Here is a 23203-nt window from a genome sequence, read left to right as displayed (position 1 = left end):
GCGGCAGCGCCGAGCGTGGGCCCTAAGTACGGATACCGGCTCAGAACCGTCCATAGGCCCCACGCTCGGCGGTTTCGAAGCGGCTAAACCCGCACGGCCCGAACGAATTTGATCGTGCTGGCCGGAACCTGTTGCGCCACTTGCCCGAGCTCCGGCAGGCCGGCGGCGGAGAACAGGTCGGTGAGCCGGGACACCGTGGTTTCCCACCCGTTCTCGTGCAGCAGCGCGGCGACGTCGGTGTGCTCGCCGGGGTACGTCAAGGCGGTGAGATCCATCTCGAGTCCCCACCGTCGCCAGCCCTCGGTCGTCAGCCGGGCTTGTTCCTTGGCTTCGGGTGAACTTCCCGTCACCGTCCCGAAGTCGGCGGCGAACCGGCTGCCCTCGGCGGACAGCGGAATGATGGAGTCCAGCAGCCGAACCTCGGCCTCCGCTGGGAGCCATCCGATGAGGACACCCTCGGCGAGCCACGCCGTGGGGTGGGCCGGATCGAAGCCCGCCTCCTGTAGCGCCGCGGGCCAATCCTCTCGCAGATCGATGCCCACGGTGCGAAGCTGCGCGGTGGGGGCCGCCCCGATCTCCGCCATCGTCGCCATCTTGAACGCGATCACCTCGGGCTGATCGATCTCGTACACCGTCGTCCCGATCGGCCAGCGCAGCCGGTAGGCGCGGGAATCCAGCCCCGAGGCGATGATCACCACCTGGAGCAGGCCGGCCTGGCCGGCCGCGGCGAAATAGTCGTCGAAGTACCGGGCGCGGGCGGCGAAGGTGTCGACCATCCGGAGAAACCCGACGTCCCGCTCGAGGTCGTCGGAATCCAGTTCCCCGCTGGCCAGCTTGGTGAACACGTCCAGTCCCACGGCACGCACCAGCGGTTCGGCGAAGTCGTCGGTAACCACCGGTTGCGGATGCCTGGTGGCGGCGGCCCGAGCGGCGGCGACCATGGTGGCCGTCGCTCCCACACTGTTGGCCAGGTCCCAGCTGTCACCCTCGGCTCGTGCCATGCTTTCTCCTTCGATGTGGTGGCCAGACCACCGTATGCCCCGTCGGTCGACATTGGCGTCGCCTACGGTTCCTTCTATGTCCGCAGTGGAATTCGAATCCCTCGAAGACGACATCGCCCGTGTCACGCTGAACCGCCCCGAGCGCCTCAACGCCATCGACGGATCGCTGATCGACGGCGTGCACCACGCCCTAGACCGGCTCGTCGGCGGCGAGTTCCGGGCCGCGATCCTGACCGGCGCCGGACGCGGATTCTGCGCCGGGGCGGATCTGAGCGGCACCGGTGAACCGTGGACCAAGCCCAAACCGACGACCCCGCCCTTCAAGGTCAACTACGACGCCCAGGTTCGATTGGCCGACCTGTTCACCCGGATCTACGAGCTGCCCATCCCGGTAGTCGCCGCCGTCAACGGTGTGGCGGTCGGGGGAGGGCTGGCGTTCACGCTGGTGTCCGACGTCCGGGTCGCCTCCGAACACGCCCGGTTCGGGTCCGCGTTTATCAAGGCCGGCTTCTCGTCGATGGACATGGGCACCAGCTACCTCCTGCCAAAGATCGTCGGCGCCGGGGTGGCGCGCGAACTGATGCTTTCCGGCCGCATCATCGACGCGGCCGAGGCACACCGCATTCACCTGGTGCACGAGGTGGTGGCTCCCGACGCCCTGATGCCGGCCGCGCTGCGGGTGGCCCGATCGATCACCGAGAACAACGCCTACGGCGTGTGGCAAACCAAGATCGGTCTCAACGCGGCGCTGGATGCGCCCAGCCTGCGGCACGCCATCGAGATCGAGAACCGCACCCAGATCCTCAGCGGCTTCACCAACAACCCGGTCGAGGCGGCCACCGCCCATATGGAGAAGCGCGCTCCGAAGTGGGATCCGCTGTAGCGCCAGATGTAGCCGGTCAGCTAGACCTTCGCGATGACGTTCTCCGCGAACATCTCGAGGTTGCGGATCTTGTTCTCCAGCGGCTCGGTGTCCTTGCCCTTGATGTAGGGGATGCGGAAGCCGACGATGGCGTCGGTGACGCCCTTGTCCTCGAGGCGTTTGATCCCGTCGACGGTGTAGGCGTCGGCCGAGATGACGTGAATCTGGAACGGTCCCGTCTTGCCCGCCTCCTCGCGGTACCGCTTGAGCTTGGCGATGAGCCCGTCGAGTTCCTCCGGGTCGCCGCCCCCATGCATCCAGCCGTCCAGGCGGGCCGCGCGGCGCAGCGCCGCGTCGGCATGGCCGCCGATCAGGATCGGGATCGGCTGGCTGGGAGCCGGCGACATCTTCGTCTTCGGGATGTCATAGAACTCGCCGTGGAACTCGAAGTAGTCGCCGGTGGTGAGCCCCTGGATGATCTCGATGCATTCGTCCATGCGCTTGCCGCGTTTGGCGAAGGGAACGCCCAGCAGTTCGTAGTCCTCCGGCCACGGGCTGGTGCCGACGCCGAAGCCCACCCGGTTGTTGGTGAGCGCGGCCAGCGAACCGATCTGCTTGGCCACTAGCGCCGGCGGCCGGATCGGCAGCTTGAGCACGAAGAAGTTGAAGTGCAATTTCGTCGTCACCGCTCCCAAAGCGGCTGTCAGCACGAAGGTTTCGATGAACTCCTTGCCGTCCAGAAACTCGCGATCGCCGTCGGGCGTGTACGGGTACTTCGAGTCGGACTCGAAGGGGTAGGCAATGCTGTCGGCGATCGTCATCGCGTGGTACCCGGCCGCCTCGGCCGCCTGGGCCAGCGGGATGTAGTACCTGTGATCGGTCATCGCCTCCGCGTAGGTGAACCGCACGTCATCTGCCTTCCTGGAAACCGGTCGTCACGAGATTAGAACGTGTTCTAGTTCTACCCGTGGCCGGGTTCCCAGCACAACAAGGCGTCAGAGCTGGTTTTCGGGGCCGATGACCGCCCAGACCGTCTTGCCGCTTGCGGTGGGCGTGCTGCCCCAGGCGCGCGAGAGCGCTTCGACGATCGCCAGTCCGGAGACGTCGATGCCGGTCGTGGGCGACGGCAACCGCACCGCCGGGGCGTGGCTGCTGTCGGACACTGCGATGGTCGCCGTCGCGCCGTGGCTCTCGAGCCGCATGACGGGAACGCTCGGGGTGTGCTCGAGGACGTTCTCGACGAACACGTTGACCACCACCAAGGCGACGGGGATCAGCGTGGATTGCGACCAGGTGGTGAGCCACTCGCGGACCAGGCGGCGTGACTCGCGCAGGCTGGTCAGGTCGGCGGGCAGCTGGGCGTCGGCGCGACGCACGGCGCGCCGGCTCTGCTGGCTGAGCGCCTTCAGCGCCGCCTTCTCGGTCGAGTACACCGGCATGAAGTAGGAGACGCCGCTGCGGGAAATCGCCTCACGCGTTCCGCGGTGCGCGCAGACCAACACGATCGGAACGTTCGGATTGCTGCGGGCCTGCCAGTGCGCGCCGATGAAAGTGGACCACGCCAATTCGGCGATCACCTTGAGCGCGGAGATGTTGACGATGACGGCGGCCGGCTCGTCCAGCGTGGCCTGCAGGATGTGGTCGCGGAGCGTCGGGGAGTTGCTGGCGTCGAGGACACCGTCGACGGTCAGGACGGTCGCGGATTCTTCGGTCCGCGACGCGACGGCCAGCGAGCTGGGGGACTCAGCTACCGAGCTCACCACAGCAACCCCTTTCCCGGTGGGGCCCCTGGTGTCGAGGCACCCGGACGCCCAGCTGGGCCGACGACGGATGGGACGTCGCAATTCGGCTTCCCGGCTGGGTCGTGTCGTCCGGTTCCATCACCGCTCCTCGAATCACACCCGGGCCAACCGCTTGAGTATCCGCCCTTAGCGGCAAAAGTCTAATCCGGGCCGAGCGGCCTGGCCGCCTCGGGAAAGCGCAGCACTCGGGCGTCATGTCGGGAGCGCGCGCGGCAAGCGGCGAGGTGTGAGTGAGGCGCGTGCTCGTCCCCACCCGTTCGAGGCCCCCGCCTCTACCGCGCCGAACACATTGTTCGTTTCTGCTGCGCAGCACGCGCATCCCCCGGGACTACCACCTTCCGCGTTCCCTCAAACGCCCTGACGACACCCGGAAACCGCGGGCCGGGCAGGGAAAGCGGGCGGGTCAGCTCGATGCGTACGGCGGGGTGCCCACGCCGGCGACCGAGTGCGTGCCCCACGGCGTCCGTTCCACGATCCGGGCGGCCGCGCTGCGCAGGCCCACGGACAACGTCGCGGTCCGGGCTTGCCCGAGCGCTTCGTCGGGCAGCGGCTGCGACGGCGACGCGAACACCGTCCCCTGCCAGTGGTAGCGGCCGTCGATCGGGTCGAGGTGTCCGGTGAGGCGGACCCGCACCGGATGGCGTGCGCCGGCGACCTCCAGCGTCGCGGCGCCGTCGTAGGTGTCGTCGCGCTCCGGTGCGCTGGCCGACAGGTCGAAGGCGGAGGCCACCGGCGGGCCCTGCCCGGGTGCCAGCTGCGCGCGCTCGTTGAACACCTGCTGGCTGCTGGCCCGCACTTCGATGCGGCTGCTGGCCGTGCGCTCCATCAGGTGCAAGCACTCGGCGATGTAGCGCGCCTGCGCTCCGGCGTCGGGCCCGGTGATGAAGAAGTAGTTGGGAAAGCCGCGAACCGCCACACCGTAGAACGGCTCCATGCCGTCGTGCCAAGCCTGCCGGATGGTCAGCCCGCCGGCGCCGACGAGTGCCCGTTCGGGGAGTCCTTCGGGGACCGAGAACCCGGTGCCGTAGACGATGGCGTCGACGCGGTGGTCGACGCCATCGCGGGTGCGGATGCCAGACGTGGTCACCGCCGCCATCGGCGACCCGGCCAGCTTGATCGACGCGCGATGGGCGTTGGCAGGCCGAAAGGCGTGCCGCAGCCGGCGTTTCGCGCGGGTGGACCACAGCGGTACCTCGGTGACCACGCGGCGCGGCGAGTGGGCGAAGACGGTGACCGACGCCGCCAACCCGGTCAGCCGGCCGATGTGGTGGCCGGCAGTGCCGTCCGTGCCGACGACCGCGATGTGCTTGCCGGACGGGTCGAACCGGGGTGCCCAGGCGGCCGCGTGAAACGACGGGCCCGGGAAGTCGTCGCGGCCCGCGATGTCCGGCAGCCACGGGGCGAATGGCGGCTCGGCGGTGATGACGGCCCGCGCCCGCACGACCTCGCCGCCGGGCGTCGTCAACAGCCAGGTGTCCGTCGCGTCGTCGAACGCCGACTGGACCTGCGCGACGGGGTCGTCCAGGACGACGAAGTCGGTGACGCCCGCGGCCGCCAACGCAGCGGCGCCGCCGTGCGCGCCGAGAACGGCCACGGGGAGGCGGGAGTCAGCGAGGCCGCGCGGTCGCGTCACAAAAACCTGCTGCGTTTCCACCCGCGGCGTGCGATCGGGCCCAGCAGACCCACCTCGGTCAGGAACGTCGCCAACGGGGCGAATCCGGCCACCTGCATCTCGCGCCGGTGCGGGCTGGTCCGCGCGATGTGTCGCGCCCGCTTCGGGTCCAGACCCGTGCGCGCGTACGGGATCGGATTGCTGAACAGGTAGTTGAAGAAGTAGCCGCCCAGCCCGTTGATGTTGGCCATGAGCCAGCGGTTGATACGGGGCATTTCGGCCACGCGTTTACGGGCGCCGTCGCGGGCGAATTGGATGTGGCGCGCCTCCTCGGTGACGTGAATCCGCATGAGGCGCTGGATTATTGGCTGCAACTCCGGATCGTCCATCATCTGCCGCTGCAGCGAATCGAAGATCTCTTCGCCGATCAGCGCGGCCACCCACAACATCGAGCCCCGCTGAAACGCCAGCGGAAGCGCGTTGATGATCATCCGGTGAAACAGCCGCGGCCGCACGGGCTTTGCGCCGATGCGCTCGATGGCCTTGCCGAACATCACCATGTGGCGGGTCTCGTCGCCCAGCTCGGTCAGCTTGTAGTGGGTCGACTTGCTCGTGGGATCCTCGTGCAGGATCGTCCGCAGCAACGATTGATTGAGCATGTTCTCGAACCAGATCCCGGCCGACAGCGTGTTGACCAACTCCTGGCGCGAGAGCTCGATCTGTTGCTCGCGGGTCATCTCGTCCCACATCGGGGTGCCGTACAGCGACACCAGGCGCGGCGGCAGGTAGAACTTGTCCGGATCCAGCGGGGCGTCCCAGTCGATGTCGACGACCGGTTCGTAGGACTTTTTGACCGAGCCCCTGAGCAAGCGCTCCGAGAACTCTTCACGACTCGGCCCGCCTGGCTTCACCGCAGTTGTCATGCGCTGGCGTCCCTTCATTGGGTGCTTCAGACGGTACCCATGGTACTGGGTACTTTTGGTCCCGACTAGGCCCTTGAGGTTTCGATTCGGCAATCTGATGCAAGCGACGAGGAGGGTTTCTTGGGCCGGCATATCCACGTCATCGGCATCGGCGCCGGCGACCCTGACTACATGACGGTTCAGGCGATCGAGGCGCTCAACCACACCCAGGTCTTCTTCGCGATGGACAAAGGTGAGGCGAAAAGCGACCTGGTGGCGCTGCGACGCGAGGTCTGCTCCCGGTTCATCCGTGCGCCCGGCTATCGCTTCGTCGAGCTGACCGACCCCAAACGGTCCGTCGGCTCCGACTATCGCGAAGCCGTCTCGGACTGGCACGCCGCGCGGGCGCGGGTCTGGGCGGCGGCGATCGCCGCCGAGCTCGGTCCCGACGGCGTCGGCGCCTTTCTGGCCTGGGGTGACCCGTCGCTGTACGACAGCACTCTGCGCATTTTGGCGGCGGTGGCCGCCGAGCTCGAGTTCACCTTCGACGTGATTCCGGGCATTACCGCGGTGCAGGCGCTGACCGCCCGCCACCGCATCCCGCTCAACGAGGTCGGGGAACCGGTGCTCATCACGACCGGGCGGCAGCTGCGCGCGAACGGGTTGACCGGATCGGCGGTCGTCATGCTCGACGCCGAATGCTCCTTCCAGGCGTGCCCTCCCGACACCCGCATCTGGTGGGGCGCCTACCTGGGCACCGCCGACGAGCTGCTGATGGCCGGCACCGTCGGTGAGGTCGCCGCCGGCATCGCGGCGCTGCGGGCCGAGGCCCGCGCACGGCACGGCTGGATCATGGACACCTATTTGCTCAGACCGGCAGACTGAAGAGCGTGCCCGAACTGCCCGAGGTCGAAGCCCTGGCCGACCATCTGCGCCGCCATGCCGTCGGCCTGACGATCGGCCGCGTCGATGTCGGCGCGCTGTCGGTGTTGAAAACGTTCGACCCGCCCCTCAGCGCACTGCACGGCCGGGCCGTGACCGGGGCCCACCGCTGGGGCAAGTACCTCGGGCTGCAGGCGGGAGAGCTGTCCTTGATCACCCACCTGTCGCGGGCGGGCTGGTTGCGATGGTCGGACAAGCTGGCCGCGGCACCACTGCGGCCCGGCAAGAGCCCGATCGCCCTACGCGTGCACCTGGGCACGCCCGGCGAGGCGCCCGGCTTCGACCTCACCGAGGCCGGCACCCAGAAGCGGTTGGCCGTCTGGCTCGTCGGTGACCCGCAATCCGTGCCCGGCATCGCCGCCCTCGGGCCCGACGCGCTGGAGCTCACCGCCGACGACCTCGCCGGCCTGCTGGCCGGCAACACCGGGCGGATCAAGACGGTCATCACCGACCAGAAGGTGATCGCCGGCATCGGCAATGCCTACAGCGACGAAATCCTGCACGTCGCCAAGATCTCCCCGTTCGCCACAGCGGGCAAGCTGACCCATGAACAGCTCACCACCCTGCACGATGCGATGGTGTCGGTCCTGCGCGACGCGGTGAGCCGATCGGTGGGCCAGGGGGCGGCCACGCTCAAGGGCGAGAAGCGCTCCGGGCTGCGGGTGCATGCCCGCACCGGCCTGCCCTGCCCGGTATGCGGAGACACCGTGCGCGAAGTCTCGTTCGCGGACAAGTCTTTTCAATACTGTCCGACATGCCAGACCGGCGGCAAGGTGCTGGCCGACCGGAGAATGTCTCGGCTGCTCAAGTAGGCGACGAGCGTCGACGTGTTGCGTCGAAAACCCCATTTCGGGCCCGACAACCCGACGTTGGACGGGCACTGGATATGCTGCGCGGATGACTCGTCAGAAGATCCTCATCACCGGTGCCAGCTCCGGGTTGGGCGCAGGCATGGCGCGGGCATTCGCCGCCAAGGGCCGCGACCTCGCGCTGTGCGCTCGGCGCACCGACCGGCTTGACGAGCTGAAAGCCGAACTTTCGCAACGGTATCCGGAAATCAAGATCGCCGTTGCGGCACTGGATGTCAACGACCATGAGCAGGTGCCGAAGGTCTTCGGTGAACTCAGCGACGATCTTGGCGGAATCGATCGGGTCATCGTCAACGCCGGCATCGGCAAGGGCGCGAAACTCGGCTCGGGCAAGCTATGGGCCAACAAGGCGACCCTGGAGACCAACCTGGTGGCCGCGCTGGTGCAGATCGAGACCGCGCTGGAGATGTTCAACAACGCCGGTTCGGGCCACCTGGTGCTTATCTCATCGGTGCTCGGCAACAAGGGTGTGCCGGGCGTCAAGGCCGCCTATGCCGCAAGCAAGGCCGGGTTGAGCTCGCTCGGGGAGTCCCTGCGCGCCGAATATGCCAAGGGCCCCATCAGGGTTTCGGTCATCGAACCCGGCTACATCGAGTCGGAGATGACGGCCAAGTCGAACAGCACGATGTTGATGGTGGACAACGAGACCGGCGTCAACGCGCTCGTCGCCGCCATGGAACGCGAGCCCGGCCGGGCGGCGGTGCCGTGGTGGCCGTGGGCGCCGCTGGTGCAGGTGATGCGGGTGCTGCCGCCTCCGCTCACCAAGTGGTTCGCCTAGCTCGCCTGCGCGGACTAGCTGGTGCGCCCGCGTTCGGTCCGGTAGCGGCGCACCAGTGCGTCGGTCGAGCTGTCGGACTGCGGCGCCGGCGAGCTGTCCGACGTGATCACCGGGAGCAGCGCCTTGGCCTGCGTCTTGCCCAGTTCCACGCCCCACTGGTCGAACGAGTCGATGCCCCAGATGACGCCCTCGGTGAAGGCTTGATGCTCGTAGAGGGCGATCAGCTGGCCCAGCACCGACGGCGTGAGCCGGTCGGCCAGGATCGAGGTCGACGGCCGATTGCCGGGCATCACCTTGTGCGGCACGATCTCGGCCGGCGTGCCCTCGGCGGCGATCTCCTCGGCGGTCTTTCCGAACGCAAGCACCTGGGTCTGGGCGAAGAAGTTGCTCATCAGCAAGTCGTGCATGCTTCCCGTGCCCTCGACGGTGGGCAGGTCGTCGAGGGGCTGGCTGAATCCGATGAAGTCGGCCGGCACCAGGCGGGTGCCCTGATGCAGTAGTTGGTAGAACGCGTGCTGGCCGTTGGTTCCCGGTTCGCCCCAGAAGATTTCGCCGGTGTCGGTGGTGACCGGGGTGCCGTCGGCGCGGGTCGACTTGCCGTTCGATTCCATGGTCAGCTGTTGCAGATAGGCGGGGAAGCGGGACAGGTCGTTGGAGTAGGGCAGTACCGCATGCGTCTGTGCGCCCATGAAGTTGGCGTACCACACCCCGATCAGGCCCAGTAGCGCCGGCGCGTTGGACTCCAGCGGGGCGGTCCTGAAATGCCGGTCCACGATGTGGAATCCGGACAGGAAGTCGGCGAAGGCCTCCTTCCCGATGGCCGCCATCACCGACAGGCCGATCGCGGAATCGACCGAATACCGTCCACCGACCCAATCCCAGAAGCCGAACATGTTGTCGGTGTTGATGCCGAAGTCGTCGACCAGGCGTTTGTTGGTGGAGACCGCCACGAAATGCTTGGACACGGCGGCGTCGCCGAGCGCGTCGGTCAGCCAGCGGCGCGCGGCGGTCGCATTGGTGAGGGTCTCCAGCGTCGAAAACGTCTTCGATGCGACGATGAAAAGCGTTGTGGCCGGGTCCAAGTCGGCCAGGGTGGCGATGAGGTCTGCCGGGTCGACGTTGGAGACGAAGCGGGCCGAAATCCCCGCGTCGGCGTAATGGCGCAGTGCCTGATACACCATCACCGGACCCAGATCCGACCCGCCGATGCCGATGTTGACCACGGTGCTGATCTTTTTCCCGGTGGCCCCGGTCCATTCACCGCTGCGTAACCGGTCGGTGAAGTCGCCCATCCGGTCCAGCACGGCGTGCACGTCCTCGACGACGTTGTGGCCGTCGACGATCAGCTCGGCGTCGCGGGGCAGTCGCAGCGCGGTGTGCAATACCGCCCGGTCCTCCGAGACGTTGATGTGCACGCCGGCGAACATCTGGTCGCGACGCTCCTCAAGATTGGCTGTGCGCGCCAGTTCGATGAGCAGCCGCAGCGTTTCTCGGGTGATGCGGTGTTTGCTGTAATCGATGTAGAGGTCGCCGACCGAAGCGGTGAGTTCGCGGCCGCGGTCGGGATCCTCGTCGAAGAACTGGCGCAGATGCGTCGCGCCGATTTGTTCGTGATGCCTGCGCAGGGCGTCCCACGCTGGGGTGGCGGTGATATCGGGGAGGCTTTGCACGGGGGTCATACTTCGACCCTAGTGACGGTCGCAAGCGAGGCGGTGCCGGGCGCGGCGGGCCGTCGCCGTCGAGTTAGTGACGGTCGCAAGCGCGGCGGTGCCGGGCGCGGCGGGCCGTCGCCGTCGAGTTAGTGACGGTCGCAAGCGCGGCGGTGCCGGGCGCGGCGGGCCGTCGCCATGTCGCTGACGCGGATGCGCAGCGAGCCGGCCAGGCGTGACTGGCGACCTCAGTGGCCGAGTCGGCCCCTGCCCAACCGCAGCAGCAGGATCGCGAGGTCCTTGCCGTCGGGACCGAGCTCGCTGTACCGCTCGATGACCTTCATCTCGCGACTGTGCACCAGCCGCGTGCCGCCGGATGCCATTCGCACCTTGCCGATCGCCTGGGACACCTCGGTGCGCCGCTTCACCGCGGCCAGAATCTCGCCGTCCAACCGGTCGATCTCGTGGCGCAAGTCGTCGATGCTCAACTGTTCGGCGTCGGCCGTCTGTGGGGGTTCCACCGTCTCAACCTTCATCTCTGCTAACTCCGGATTCTCGTGATGTGGGGGTTGTGGTCTCATCCGGTTTCGGGCCTCACAAACGAGACGAGCCCCGGCCTTGAGGAAACGGACCACGGGGCTCTGACGAAAGCAGCTAGACCACGGGGACCGCGAACCGGTACCCGTAGAAAAATCGGCGGCAGTTCGGGGTGGTGCACTGCCGACGGCACTGCGCGTTGAGCACCAAACGAGTGTGCCACTAAGATCCGCTCACGCGCAAAAACGTCGGCGTGAACTGGCCATTACGCGTCGGGTGGCCGGGCGGGACTCGGTTGGGCCGGCGCCCAGTCCACGGTTGCTTACCGGTGTGGATTGCATTAACGCCGGGCGAAATTGAGCGGCGATGGTGATTGCGCGCCATTGACTCGATGCAAACTCCCGGCCGATTATCATCCGCTTTTAGACGCGGGTGTAATTGTTTTCCATTCCAAATGGGGTTGCGCATTGGATTGCCAAACACCATTTATGTCGGCGTGGATTTGGCCGGCGCAGGGCGTTCGGGGCACTAGCCTGGTCTGACGCCTGGACGCGTTGCGTCGGTGGGCGGCGGTAAGTTTGGACCAACATGAGTGTGTATGCAACCGATGCCAATCTGGCCTCCGAGGCAGATCAGCTGCTCGAAGGCCTCAACCCGCAACAGCGCCAGGCGGTGGTGCACGAGGGCTCGCCGCTGCTGATCGTCGCGGGGGCCGGCTCGGGCAAGACTGCGGTCTTGACGCGCCGCATCGCCTACCTGATCGCTGCGCGCGGTGTCGGGGTGGGCCAGATCCTGGCCATCACGTTCACCAACAAGGCGGCGGCCGAAATGCGTGAGCGCGTGGTGCGGCTGGTGGGCAACCGGGCCCGCGCCATGTGGGTGTCCACCTTCCACTCGACGTGCGTGCGCATCCTACGCAACCAGGCGTCCTTGATTGAAGGCCTCAACTCCAACTTCTCGATTTACGACGCCGACGACTCCCGCCGCCTGCTGCAGATGATCGGGCGCGACATGGGGCTCGACATCAAGCGCTACTCGCCGCGGCTGCTGGCCAACGCGATCTCCAATCTGAAGAACGAGCTGATCGACCCCGCGGAGGCGGTGGCCAAGCTGACGGATGACTCCGACGACCTGGTTCGCACCGTGGCCTCGGTATATGGCGAATACCAGCGGCGGCTGCGCGCGGCCAACGCGTTGGACTTCGACGACCTGATCGGCGAGACCGTCGCGGTGCTCCGAGCCTTCCCGCAGATCGCCCAGCACTACCGGCGCCGGTTCCGTCATGTCCTGGTTGACGAGTATCAGGACACCAACCACGCCCAGTACGTGCTGGTTCGGGAACTGGTCGGGCATGACGTCACGGAATCGGCCGACGACGTCCCCCCGGCGGAATTGTGCGTGGTCGGCGACGCCGACCAGTCGATCTACGCCTTCCGCGGCGCCACCATCCGCAACATCGAGGACTTTGAGCGCGACTACCCGGACGCGACAACCATTCTGCTGGAACAGAATTACCGCTCGACGCAAAACATTCTGTCGGCGGCCAACTCGGTGATCGCCCGCAACTCCGGCCGGCGCGAGAAACGGCTGTGGACCGACGCCGGTGCCGGCGAGCTGATCGTTGGCTACGTCGCGGACAACGAGCACGACGAGGCCAGGTTCGTCGCCGAGGAAATCGATGCGCTCGCCGACCGTGGCGAAATCACCTACAACGATGTTGCCGTGTTCTATCGCACCAACAACTCCTCGCGGTCGTTCGAAGAGGTGTTCATCCGCGCGGGCATTCCGTACAAAGTCGTTGGTGGCGTGCGCTTTTACGAGCGCAAAGAGATCCGCGACATCGTCGCCTATCTGCGGGTGCTGGACAATCCGGGCGATGCGGTCAGCATGCGGCGCATCCTCAATACCCCGCGCCGGGGCATCGGTGATCGCGCCGAGGCCTGCGTGGCGATCTACGCCGAGAACACCGGCGCGAGTTTCAACGACGCGCTGGTGGCCGCCGCCGAAGGCAAAGTGCCGATGCTCAATTCGCGCGCGGAGAAGGCGATCGCAGGCTTCGTCGAACTCCTCGATGAACTCAGGGGCCGCCTCGACGAGGATCTCGGCGATCTGGTCGAGTCGGTCCTCGAACGCACCGGCTACCGTCGCGAGCTGGAATCCTCCACCGATCCGCAGGATCTGGCCCGGTTGGACAACCTCAACGAACTCGTCAGTGTGGCACACGAATTCAGCACCGACCGGGCCAACGCCGCCGCGCTGGACGAGTCGTTGCAGGCCCCGGACGACGAGGACGTGCCGGACACCGGTGTCCTGGCGGAGTTTCTGGAACGGGTTTCGCTGGTTTCCGACAGCGACGAAATTCCCGACGACGGCGCCGGCATGGTCACCTTGATGACGTTGCACACCGCCAAAGGGCTGGAGTTCCCGGTGGTTTTCGTCACCGGCTGGGAGGACGGCATGTTCCCGCACATGCGGGCGCTGGACGACCCGACTGAGCTGTCCGAGGAGCGGCGGCTGGCCTACGTCGGTATCACCCGCGCGCGCCAGCGCCTGTATGTGAGCCGGGCCATCGTCCGATCGTCCTGGGGGCAGCCGATGCTGAACCCGGAATCGCGCTTCCTGCGTGAGATTCCGCAGGAACTCATCGAGTGGCGGCGCACCGCGCCTGCCCCGTCGTTCAGCGCACCGGTGAGCGGCGCCGGCCGGTTCGGTACACCGCGCGCGGCCCCGACCCGCTCGGGCGCGGCCAAGCGGCCGCTGCTGGTGCTCGAACCCGGCGATCGGGTGACTCACGACAAGTACGGGCTCGGGCGGGTCGAGGAAGTGTCCGGCGTCGGCGAATCGGCCATGTCCCTCATCGACTTCGGCAGCGCGGGGCGGGTCAAGCTCATGCACAACCACGCGCCGATCAGCAAGCTTTAGTTGCGGCCTACTGCCCGTATGCGGATGGCTACCCGACCATGAGGCGATCCGCGAATTTGATATCGCGGGTGATATCAGACTCTCAAGTCTCCGATTGGTCGCGACGCCGGGCCCGGTTGGCGGTCAGGCCTCCAGCCAGCGTTTGGTGCGGGGATGCATGGCCAGCACCACGCTGGCGATCGGCAGCAGCGGCAGCAGGTGCACGATCCACGCGACACGGGCGCCGGCGATGAACACACCCAGGTACGTCAGCACGGCGACCGCGGCGCCGACCACGATGAGGTAGCGCCCAAACGGTCGGTGCTGCAGCAGCATGATCACGCCCGAAATGGTGGTCACGGCGAACACCAGGGCGAGAAACGCGACCGCGATGCAGAAGAGCCGGTCGGACCGCCACCAGCCGGCGACCAGGTCGGTCGCCACCACCGACGTGGCCCACCCGCTGACGATGCTGACGGCGCACGCTGCGACGGCAGTCCGGTCGCTCGGCGCACTTGGAGTTCCCCGCAGCCCCGTACGAGGCGCGCCCTGGTAGGGCGGCGGCTGTGCGGGAACGTGGGTGGTCGGGGTTTCCGGCGCTATCGGGATAGGTCCGGTGGGCGCCCGGCGGATGATCCGGGTCTTCGAGTCCGACGGAGAGTCGGATTCGGGCGATCGCGGACCGGGTGGTGGTTGGTTAGGCGCGGTCACCTCAACCAGCGTAGTTACCGACCATAAGTCCCCGCTTAGCGAGCCACGGGACTGGATCGATTCGTTCGGTGCCCCCTTGGAGCACCTCGAAGTGCAGGTGAGGGCCTGTGGAGTTACCCCGGTTGCCCATGGTGGCGATCTGGTCGCCGGCCATCACGCGCTGGCCGACGCTGACCAGCGTGGTGTTGATGTGGCCGTAAAGCGTGACGGTGCCGTCGGCATGGCGCAGTTTGACCAGCATGCCGTAGCCGGCGGCGGGGCCCGAGTCGATGACGACGCCGTCGGACACCGCGTAGATCGGCGTCCCGATCGAGTTGGCCAGATCGATGCCGGCGTGCAGCACCCCCCAGCGGTAACCGAAGTTGGAGGTGAAGATGCCCTTCGTCGGCATCACGTACAGCGGCTGCTGCAACCGCGCCTCACGCTGAGCGCGGTCGTTGGCGAACGCGACGCCCTTGGCGAGCTCCTGGTTGTGCACCGCGGCGGTCGCCACCGGCTGGAGCGCGACGACCTGGGCGCCGCGAATGGTGTTGTTGGCCGAACCGCCGGTGAGCGCCGACGCGTTGGCGGTCAGCACGGCCTCGGTCTTCGGTGTATCGGCGTGGCTGGTCGCGGTGTGCGCCGCCGCCGCGGCCGCGCCGGCGGCCATCGCGGAGATCAGCAGGCGACCCCTGGCCGCGCTCGTCGGCTCCTTGCGATGCGCTCCGCCGTGCCGGGCAACGGCGACGACGTCGGTGGCATGCACGCGACGGGGGCGCGCCTCGGTGGCCGGTTCGATGACCACCCGCGGCAGCACCTCGGTTACGGGAGCGGCGAGCCACAGCGGCGTCGGGTCATCGGCCTCGTCGAGGTCGTCGAGCTCCGGGGCCAGCAAGACCTGCGCCTCGTTGTCGAAGGTGGAGTCGTTGCTGTAGTCGAGGTCGCCGAGATCGCTGACCTCGTCGCGCCAATCAAGGTCATCGAAGTTGAAACCGTCGAGCGGGAGGATCTCGGTGACCTCGTTGCGATGGGGCTCGGTACCGCGGCCGCCCGCCGCGCGACCAACTCTCACCACACCTGCTGTTTCAGCAGTAGAAGAAGTCAAACGGTGCTGGGACAAGCTGGAATGTCCTCGTATCGTGACCATAACGTTATCTGGACCCTAGGAAGGTATCCGCTAACTCGCGGAACTGGCAACCTCGTCGAGCAATCCCGTGGAAATTGTGATTTGGCTCACGAACGGGGTATGTCGCTAGGCCGTGAGCTGTGCCACATCGCCGGACGCGCCCGAAACGGGCGGTTGGCCGGTGGATACAGTTCCTCCGTGCGAGTTGCCGATCACGGCACCGCCCGTCAAGAGGCCTAGCAGTTGAGTCGAGCGAAGACAGAGAGTCCATGGACCTTTTCGAGTATCAAGCCAAAGAATTGTTCGTCAAGCACAACGTACCGACCACGCCGGGGCGAGTGACGGACACCGCCGAGGGCGCGAAGGAAATCGCGACCGAGGTCGGCGCCCCGGTGATGGTCAAGGCCCAGGTGAAGGTCGGCGGCCGCGGCAAGGCCGGCGGGGTCAAGTACGCGGCCACCCCTGACGACGCGTATGAACACGCCAGGAACATCCTCGGCCTCGACATCAAGGGGCACGTCGTGAAGAAGCTGCTGGTCGCCGAGGCCAGCGACATCGCCGAGGAGTACTACATCTCCTTCCTGCTCGACCGCGCCAACCGCACCTACCTCGCCATGTGCTCGGTCGAGGGCGGCATGGAGATCGAAGAGGTCGCCGCGACCAAGCCCGAGCGGCTGGCCAAGGTGCCGGTGAACGCCGTCAAGGGCGTCGACCTGGCGACCGCGCGTTCCATCGCCGAGCAGGGCCATCTGCCGGCCGAGGTGCTCGACGCCGCCGCGGTGACCATCAACAAGCTGTGGGAGCTCTTCGTCGCCGAGGACGCCACCCTGGTCGAGGTGAATCCGCTCGTCCGCACCCCCGACGACCGGATCCTGGCGCTGGACGGCAAGGTCACCCTCGACGCGAACGCCGACTTCCGGCAACCCGGTCACGCCGAGTTCGAGGATCGCGACGCGACGGACCCGCTGGAGCTCAAGGCCAAGGAGCACGACCTCAACTACGTCAAGCTGGATGGCGCGGTCGGCATCATCGGCAACGGCGCGGGCCTGGTCATGTCCACCCTTGACGTCGTCGCCTACGCCGGCGAGAAGCACGGCGGGGTCAAGCCGGCCAACTTCCTCGACATCGGGGGTGGCGCGTCAGCCGAGGTGATGGCCGCGGGCCTCGACGTCATCCTGAACGACAAGCAGGTCAAGAGCGTGTTCGTGAATGTGTTCGGCGGCATCACCTCCTGCGACGCCGTCGCCAACGGCATCGTGACCGCACTCAACATGCTCGGCGACGAGGCCAACAAGCCGCTCGTGGTGCGGCTGGACGGCAACAACGTCGACGAAGGCCGGCGCATCCTGGCCCAGGCCAACCACCCGCTGGTGATCCAGGCCGACACGATGGACGCCGGAGCCGACAAAGCCGCCGAGCTGGCGAACAACTAAGGGAGCCAACACATGTCGATCTTCCTGAACAAGGATTCCAAGGTCATCGTCCAGGGCATCACCGGCGGCGAGGGCACCAAGCACACTGCGCTCATGCTGAAGGCGGGCACCCAGGTGGTGGGCGGGGTGAACGCCCGTAAGGCGGGCACCACCGTCTCGCACGTCGACCCGGTCGGCAAGGACGTCGAGTTGCCGGTGTTCGCCACCGTCGCGGAGGCGATGAAGGAGACCGGCGCCGACGTGTCCGTCGTCTTCGTGCCGCCGAAGTTCGCCAAGGACGCGATCATCGAGGCCATCGACGCCGAGATCCCGCTGCTGGTCGTCATCACCGAGGGAATTCCGGTGCAGGACACCGCTTACGCGTGGGCCTACAACGTCGACAAAGGGCAGAAGACCCGCATCATCGGGCCGAACTGCCCCGGCATCATCACGCCGGGCGAGGCGCTGGCGGGTATCACCCCGGCCAACATCACCGGCCCGGGTCCGGTCGGTCTGGTGTCCAAGTCGGGCACGCTGACCTACCAAATGATGTACGAGCTGCGCGATTTCGGGTTCACCACCTCGATCGGCATCGGCGGCGACCCCGTCATCGGGACGACGCACATCGATGCCATCGAGGCGTTCGAGAAGGACCCCGACACCAAGGTCATCGTGATGATCGGCGAGATCGGTGGCGATGCCGAGGAGCGCGCGGCCGACTACATCAAGGCCAACGTCTCCAAGCCGGTCGTCGGCTACGTCGCGGGATTCACTGCGCCGGAGGGCAAGACGATGGGCCACGCCGGCGCCATCGTGTCCGGCTCGTCGGGCACCGCGGCCGCCAAGAAGGAGGCCTTGGAGGCGGCCGGCGTCAAGGTGGGCAAGACCCCGTCGGAGACGGCGGCCCTGGCGCGGGAGATCCTGCAGAGCCTGTAGCCCCCAACCGAGACCGTTGGTCGGCTCGCGACTCCGCGAACCGACCGCGGTTTCGTTTCGACCCCGGCCATCGGTTAGCCTGTCGAACTAACAGTTGCCAGGAGGTTCGTCATGCCGGTGGATCCGCGCACTCCGGTGCTCGTTGGGGTCGGACAGTTCACCGAGCGCATCGACGACCCCGACTATCGGGGCATGTCGGCGGTCGACCTCGCGACCGCGGCGACGCAAGCGGCTCTTGCGGACACCGGCGCCAAAGGCGTTGCCAAGGTCGTCGACACGGTCTTCGGGCTCCGGCAGTTCGAGATCTCCGGACCGATGCCGGCGACGCTGGGTAAGTCCAACAACTACCCGCGTTCGGTGATGAATCGGCTGGGCGGCGACCCGGCCCGCGTGGTGCTCGAACCAGTAGGGGGGCAGGGCCCGCAGAAGCTGGTCACCGAGGCGGGCAACACGATCGCGGCCGGCGATGCCGATGTCGTGCTGATCATGGGCTCCGAGCCGGGGTCGACGGCCCGTTATTTCGCGAACCGCGATGACAAGCCCGACTTCACCGAACACGTCGAGGGTCAGCTGGAGGATCGCGGCCACCAGATCTCCAGCTATATCGACGAATACACGATCCAGCACGGCCTGACCGGCGCGCCCGTGCAGTACGGGCTCCTAGAGAATGCCCGGCGCGGCCGCCTCGGGCGGAGCGTGGCCGACTATCGACGCGAAATGGCCGAACTGTTCGCGCCGATGTCGAGAATTGCTGCCAAGAATCCGTTTTCGTCGTCACCGGTCGAGCGGTCGGTCGACGAGATCATCACGATCACCGAGGACAACCGGATGATCGGTGACCCCTACCCGCGTCTGCTCGTCGCCCGCGATCAGGTCAACCAGGGCGCCGCGGCGGTGCTGATGTCGGTGGAGGCCGCGACCCGCCTCGGGGTGACCGAGGACAAGTGGGTGTATCTGCATGGCCATTCGGACATGGTCGAGCAGGCGATGCTCGACCGCGCCGACCTGGGCGCCAGCCCGGCCGCCGTCCGTGCGGCGCAGGAAGCGTTGCGGGTGGCCGGGATCGGCGTCGACGACATCGCCACGTTCGATCTGTACAGCTGCTTTCCGTTTCCAGTCTTCGTCATCTGCGAAGCCCTGGGCATCGACGCCGACGACCCGCGCGGCCTCACCCTCACCGGCGGATTGCCGTACTTCGGCGGCCCCGGCAACAGCTATTCACTGCACGGTATCGCCGAGACGGTAGCCCAGATGCGGGACAGGCCAGGGGAATTCGGGTTCGTCGGCGCCAATGGCGGCATCATGAGCAAGTACTCGGTCGGCATCTACTCGACCACGCCGGTGGAGTGGCGCGCCGACAACTGTGCGGAGCTGAGAAAGGAGATCGCCGCACTGCCCAAGGTCAACGTCACGAAAAAGCCGGACGGTGCGGCAACCATCGAGACATACTCGGTGCGCTACGACTGGCCGGTCCGCACCGGCATCATCGTCGGCAGGCTCGCCGCGGACCACACGCGATTCATGGCCACCACCGACGACGAGGATCTCGTGGCGTTGATGTGCGACGGCGACCCACTCGGTGCGGAGATCTTCGTGTGGTCAACCGGCAACGGCAACCGGGCTTCGCTGGGGTAGGTCAGGCGTCGCGCCTTTGCTGCGCGACACGTAACCCAGACACACGACACGCCGGGCACGGTCGCTCTGACTTATGTCTGGCGAAGATGCGGGAGGAATTCAGTCAGACCAGGGCGGCCAGCTTGCCCGCCAGCCGCTCGACGTAGGCGGCGACCTCGTCCTCGGCCTTGTCCGGCAGGCCGAACAGCACCTCGGTCACGCCCAGCTCGGCCCACTTGGCGAGCTTCTCGGGGATCGGCTTGAAGTCCAGCGCCACGATCTGCGGGGCGCCGCCGCGGTCGGCGGCCGCCCAGGTGTCCTGCAGCAACTTGACCGGTTCGTCGATGTCGAAGTCGCGCGGGGTGGTGATCCAGCCGTCGGCGCTGCGGGCGATCCACTTGAAGTTCTTTTCGGTTCCGGCCGCGCCCACCAGCACGGGGATGTGCGGCTGTACGGGCTTGGGCCACGCCCAGCTGGGCCCGAACTTGACGAACTCGCCGTCGTAGGCGGCTTCCTCCTTGGTCCACAGCTCGCGCATCGCCTCGATGTATTCGCGCAGCATGGTGCGGCGCCGCGCAGGCGGCACGCCGTGGTCGGCGAGTTCGTCGGTGTTCCAGCCGAAGCCCACGCCGAGGCTGACCCGTCCGCCGGACAAATGGTCGAGGGTGGCGATGCTTTTCGCCAACGTGATCGGGTCGTGTTCGACGGGCAGCGCGACCGCCGTGGAGAGCCGCACCCGCGACGTGACGGCGCACGCCGCACCCAGGCTTACCCATGGGTCTAGCGTCCGCATGTAGCGGTCGTCGGGCAGCGACGCGTCGCCCGTCGTCGGGTGCGCCGCCTCACGCTTAATCGGGATATGCGTGTGTTCTGGCACGTAGAAGGTCGTGAAGCCGTGGTCGTCGGCAAGCTTCGCGGCCGACGCCGGAGAGATGCCGCGGTCGCTGGTAAAAAGCACAAGCCCGTAATCCATGGGGAGAATTAGAACGTGTTCTACCTCCGCTGAGCAAGCTGCCGGCGCGCCTGCCGTTCCGGGCGAGGCCCACGGCGCGGATCGCGGTCCAAGCCGGTGGTCACGGCACGGGCGTTCCGAAGTGCGCTAGCGTGGTTGGTCGATCGCGTCGCAACGCAACCGCCGGGCACGGCGTTTATGGAACGGCGCGCCCGCAAGCACAGCGTCGCGACCCCACCGTGGCGCCCGCAAAGGCACTTCACAGGCAACGCAACAGGAGGAGCCAATGACCTACTCGCCCGGCAGCCCCGGATACCAACCCTCGCCGCAGGGCGGCTCCTACGCAGGCGCCACTCCGTCGTTCACCAAGGACGACGACGGCACCACCAAGCTCCCGCTCTACCTCAACATCGCGGTGGTCGTGCTCGGCCTGGCCGTGTACCTGCTGAACTTCGGGCCGACGTTCACCATCGGCGCCGACCTCGGCCCGGGCGTCGGTGGACGCGCCGGCGACGCGGGCACGGCGGTCATCATCGCACTGCTGGCCGCGCTGTTGGCCGGCCTGAGCCTGTTGCCCAAGGCGAAGAACTACGCCGGCATCGTCGCGGTAGTCGCGGTCCTCGGGGCATTGCTGGCCATCACCGAGATCATCAACCTGCCCACCGGCGTCTCGATCGGCTGGGCGATGTGGCCTCTCGTGGCGTGCGCCGTGCTCCAGGCGATCGCGGCCGTCGTCGTCGTCCTGTTGGAGGCGGGCGTGATCACCGCGCCGGCGCCGCGGCCGAAGTACGACCCCTATGCCCAGTACGGCCAGTACGGGCAGTACGGCCAATACGGCCAGCAGCCCTACTACGGTCAGCCGGGCCAGCAGCAGTCGCCGCAGCACCCGGGATACGGCTCGCAGTACGGCGGCTATGCCAGCCAGGCCCCGACCCAAGCCGCGGTTCAGACCGGCGGTTTCGGTGCCCAGCCCGCGCCGCAGTCCGGGCCCCAATCGGCCGCGCAGCAAGGGCCGTCCACCCCGCCCACGGGCTTCCCCAGCTTCAGCCCGCCGCCGGCGGCCGGCTCGGGCTCCGAGGGTTCGCCTCCCAATTACTCCAACCAGGGCGGGGCCCAGCAGTCCTACGGCCAGGAGCAGCAGCCGCCCTCATCGCCGTCTGGTCCAGCGCCGGCCTAACCGTGCGCCCTCGCGCCTAAGTCGGGACGTGCGCCGAGAGTGAAAAGGGTGTCGGAAGGCGCGGACAACCGGCCGGTGGGCGCTCGACAGGCCCGTGACCTCGTCCGGGTCGCGTTCGGCCCCGCGGTGGTGGCCCTGGTCGTCATCGCCGCGGTCACGCTGCTGCAGTTGTTGATCGCCAACAGCGACATGACCGGCGCGCTGGGCGCGATCGCGAGCATGTGGCTCGGCATCCACCAGGTGCCGGTCTCGATCGGCGGTCGCGAACTGGGCGTGATGCCGCTGTTGCCGGTGCTGTTGCTGATCTGGGCTACCGCGCGCAGCACCGCCCGGGCCATCTCGCCGTATTCCTCGTGGCTGGTGATCCGCTGGGTCGTCGCGTCGGCGCTCGGCGGGCCCCTGCTGATCGCCGCGATCGCCCTGGCGGTCATCCACGATGCATCGTCGGTGATCACCGAACTGCAAACCCCCAGCGCACTGCGCGCGTTCGCCGGCGTGCTGGTGGTGCACACCATCGGCGCCGCGTTCGGCGTGTGGTCGCGGGTGGGGCGACGGTCGTTGGCGGTGTTGAGCCTGCCGTTGTGGCTGGGCGACGCGCTGCGCGCGGCCTCCGCGGGGGTGCTGGCGTTGGTCGGCCTCTCCGGCTTGGTCACCGCGGCCTCGCTGGTGGTGCATTGGGCGACGATGCAAGAGCTCTACGGGATCACCGAGTCGATATTCGGCCAGTTCAGCCTCACGGTCCTGTCGGTGTTGTACGCGCCCAACGTCATCGTGGGCACCTCGGCGATGGCGGTCGGGTCCAGCGCTCACCTGGGCTTCGCGACCTTCAGTTCGTTCACCGTCTTCGGCGGCGACATCCCGGCGCTGCCGATCCTGGCCGCGGCGCCCAGGCCGCCGCTCGGGCCGGTGTGGGTCGCCCTGCTCATCATCGGCGCCTCGTCCGGGGTGGCGGTTGGGCAACAATGCGCCCGGCGCGCGTTGCCGCTGATCCCGGCGACGGGCAAGCTCCTGGTCGCATCGGTCGCCGGCGCGTTGGCGATGTGCCTGCTCGCGTACGGCGGCAGCGGCCGGCTGGGCAACTTCGGCGATGTCGGCGTCGACCAGGGCGCCCTGTTGATCGGGGTGTTCTTCTGGTTCTCGGTCGTGGGCGGCGTCACGCTGGTGATGAGCGGCGGCATCAGGTCCCGGCCCCGGCGGCGCAAACCCGCGCCGGCCGCGGCGGAAGAACCGGCGGACTTTGCGGAGGTCTTCGAAGAGCCCGCGGCCGAGCCGGACGACGAGCCGCCGGCCGACCACGACGACGTCGACGCGCACGGCGCGCCGGTCAGCGACGACGACGCATCGATGAGCGACGACGACGGGGTGCCGCCGCACGACGACGTCGGGGCGCCGCCGAGCGCGACCGACCGCGAGTCCGACGACTAGCTGCCACTAGGCTCTC

20 protein-coding genes and 1 pseudogene are annotated in these 23203 nt (G+C 67.5%); 11 read left to right on the top strand and 10 right to left on the bottom strand.

The window, feature by feature from the left end:
- Nucleotides 1–83: 83 nt before the first annotated feature.
- Entirely contained in the window at nucleotides 84–1001 is a 918-nt protein-coding gene (locus BRW65_RS00350; protein WP_073869970.1) for an SAM-dependent methyltransferase, read from the bottom strand.
- An 85-nt stretch (nucleotides 1002–1086) separates the two neighbouring features.
- On the opposite strand from BRW65_RS00350, the gene BRW65_RS00345 reads away from it, so the two are divergent.
- Complete coding sequence (locus tag BRW65_RS00345) at nucleotides 1087–1884, top strand: enoyl-CoA hydratase/isomerase family protein (RefSeq protein ID WP_208611743.1); 798 nt, start codon at nucleotides 1087–1089, stop codon at nucleotides 1882–1884.
- Between the two features lie 20 nt (nucleotides 1885–1904).
- On the opposite strand, the gene BRW65_RS00340 is transcribed toward BRW65_RS00345, so the two are convergent.
- The 4 genes from BRW65_RS00340 to BRW65_RS00325 form a co-directional block, all read right to left on the bottom strand.
- Nucleotides 1905–2771 (bottom strand): LLM class flavin-dependent oxidoreductase, encoded by an 867-nt coding sequence (locus BRW65_RS00340; RefSeq protein ID WP_073869966.1) that lies wholly within the window; start codon nucleotides 2769–2771, stop codon nucleotides 1905–1907.
- An 87-nt stretch (nucleotides 2772–2858) separates the two neighbouring features.
- The gene (locus tag BRW65_RS00335) at nucleotides 2859–3623 is read right to left on the bottom strand and encodes an STAS domain-containing protein (RefSeq protein ID WP_073870870.1); all 765 of its coding nucleotides are present in this window, start codon (nucleotides 3621–3623) and stop codon (nucleotides 2859–2861) included.
- A gap of 445 nt (nucleotides 3624–4068) precedes the next feature.
- Nucleotides 4069–5058 carry a DUF4873 domain-containing protein gene (locus BRW65_RS00330; RefSeq protein WP_432206392.1) on the bottom strand — a complete coding sequence of 330 codons (990 nt, stop codon included), beginning with the start codon at nucleotides 5056–5058 and terminating at the stop codon, nucleotides 4069–4071.
- Between the two features lie 236 nt (nucleotides 5059–5294).
- On the bottom strand, nucleotides 5295–6200 hold the full coding sequence (locus BRW65_RS00325; protein WP_073869964.1) for an AurF N-oxygenase family protein: 906 nt from the start codon (nucleotides 6198–6200) through the stop codon (nucleotides 5295–5297).
- Between the two features lie 120 nt (nucleotides 6201–6320).
- Between BRW65_RS00325 and cobF the strand changes: the two genes are divergently transcribed.
- The 4 genes and pseudogenes from cobF to BRW65_RS00310 all read left to right on the top strand — a co-directional run bounded on the left by cobF (nucleotide 6321) and on the right by BRW65_RS00310 (nucleotide 8768).
- A complete protein-coding gene (gene cobF, locus BRW65_RS00320; RefSeq protein WP_073869962.1) occupies nucleotides 6321–7064 on the top strand; it encodes a precorrin-6A synthase (deacetylating) in 744 nt (247 codons plus the stop codon).
- Between the two features lie 5 nt (nucleotides 7065–7069).
- Nucleotides 7070–7312, top strand: a pseudogene (locus BRW65_RS32090) (DNA-formamidopyrimidine glycosylase family protein); the annotation flags it as partial.
- A 153-nt stretch (nucleotides 7313–7465) separates the two neighbouring features.
- Complete coding sequence (locus tag BRW65_RS32085; protein ID WP_244167962.1) at nucleotides 7466–7933, top strand: zinc finger domain-containing protein; 468 nt, start codon at nucleotides 7466–7468, stop codon at nucleotides 7931–7933.
- 85 nt (nucleotides 7934–8018) lie between these two features.
- Nucleotides 8019–8768 (top strand): SDR family oxidoreductase, encoded by a 750-nt coding sequence (locus BRW65_RS00310; RefSeq protein WP_073869958.1) that lies wholly within the window; start codon nucleotides 8019–8021, stop codon nucleotides 8766–8768.
- 14 nt (nucleotides 8769–8782) lie between these two features.
- Here BRW65_RS00310 and pgi read toward each other — a convergent pair whose 3' ends face one another.
- Nucleotides 8783–10447: a glucose-6-phosphate isomerase gene (gene pgi / locus BRW65_RS00305; protein WP_073869956.1), complete on the bottom strand. Its 1665-nt coding sequence runs from the start codon at nucleotides 10445–10447 to the stop codon at nucleotides 8783–8785.
- A 218-nt stretch (nucleotides 10448–10665) separates the two neighbouring features.
- Nucleotides 10666–10998, bottom strand: coding sequence for a chorismate mutase (locus BRW65_RS00300; RefSeq protein WP_073869954.1), 333 nt, complete (start codon nucleotides 10996–10998; stop codon nucleotides 10666–10668).
- 544 nt (nucleotides 10999–11542) lie between these two features.
- Between BRW65_RS00300 and pcrA the strand changes: the two genes are divergently transcribed.
- On the top strand, nucleotides 11543–13876 hold the full coding sequence (gene pcrA, locus BRW65_RS00295; RefSeq protein WP_073869952.1) for a DNA helicase PcrA: 2334 nt from the start codon (nucleotides 11543–11545) through the stop codon (nucleotides 13874–13876).
- 123 nt (nucleotides 13877–13999) lie between these two features.
- On the opposite strand, the gene BRW65_RS00290 is transcribed toward pcrA, so the two are convergent.
- Nucleotides 14000–14566 (bottom strand): hypothetical protein, encoded by a 567-nt coding sequence (locus BRW65_RS00290; protein WP_073869950.1) that lies wholly within the window; start codon nucleotides 14564–14566, stop codon nucleotides 14000–14002.
- Nucleotide 14567: 1 nt separating this feature from the next.
- A complete protein-coding gene (locus BRW65_RS00285) occupies nucleotides 14568–15617 on the bottom strand; it encodes a M23 family metallopeptidase (RefSeq protein ID WP_139272796.1) in 1050 nt (349 codons plus the stop codon).
- A 323-nt stretch (nucleotides 15618–15940) separates the two neighbouring features.
- Between BRW65_RS00285 and sucC the strand changes: the two genes are divergently transcribed.
- From sucC to BRW65_RS00270, 3 genes are all read left to right on the top strand, one after another.
- Nucleotides 15941–17104 (top strand): ADP-forming succinate--CoA ligase subunit beta, encoded by a 1164-nt coding sequence (sucC, locus tag BRW65_RS00280; RefSeq protein WP_073869948.1) that lies wholly within the window; start codon nucleotides 15941–15943, stop codon nucleotides 17102–17104.
- A 12-nt stretch (nucleotides 17105–17116) separates the two neighbouring features.
- Nucleotides 17117–18019 carry a succinate--CoA ligase subunit alpha gene (gene sucD, locus BRW65_RS00275; protein WP_067758157.1) on the top strand — a complete coding sequence of 301 codons (903 nt, stop codon included), beginning with the start codon at nucleotides 17117–17119 and terminating at the stop codon, nucleotides 18017–18019.
- Nucleotides 18020–18130: 111 nt separating this feature from the next.
- Complete coding sequence (locus BRW65_RS00270) at nucleotides 18131–19654, top strand: acetyl-CoA acetyltransferase (RefSeq protein WP_073869946.1); 1524 nt, start codon at nucleotides 18131–18133, stop codon at nucleotides 19652–19654.
- 103 nt (nucleotides 19655–19757) lie between these two features.
- Here the strand turns inward: BRW65_RS00270 and BRW65_RS00265 are convergent, their stop codons facing one another.
- A complete protein-coding gene (locus BRW65_RS00265; protein WP_073869944.1) occupies nucleotides 19758–20606 on the bottom strand; it encodes an LLM class F420-dependent oxidoreductase in 849 nt (282 codons plus the stop codon).
- A gap of 265 nt (nucleotides 20607–20871) precedes the next feature.
- Here BRW65_RS00265 and BRW65_RS00260 point away from each other — a divergent pair, with 265 nt between their 5' ends.
- Together BRW65_RS00260 and BRW65_RS00255 are read left to right on the top strand one after the other, a co-directional pair.
- Nucleotides 20872–21762 (top strand): DUF5336 domain-containing protein, encoded by an 891-nt coding sequence (locus BRW65_RS00260; RefSeq protein ID WP_073869942.1) that lies wholly within the window; start codon nucleotides 20872–20874, stop codon nucleotides 21760–21762.
- Nucleotides 21763–21801: 39 nt separating this feature from the next.
- Nucleotides 21802–23187: a cell division protein PerM gene (locus tag BRW65_RS00255; protein WP_073869939.1), complete on the top strand. Its 1386-nt coding sequence runs from the start codon at nucleotides 21802–21804 to the stop codon at nucleotides 23185–23187.
- The last annotated feature ends 16 nt before the right edge of the window (nucleotides 23188–23203 follow it).

The sequence above is a fragment of the Mycobacterium paraffinicum genome (assembly GCF_001907675.1).
GTDB classification, from domain to species: Bacteria; Actinomycetota; Actinomycetes; order Mycobacteriales; family Mycobacteriaceae; genus Mycobacterium; species Mycobacterium paraffinicum_A.
Note: the sequence above shows the minus strand (reverse complement) of the source record. Positions and strands in the feature narration are given on the sequence as shown.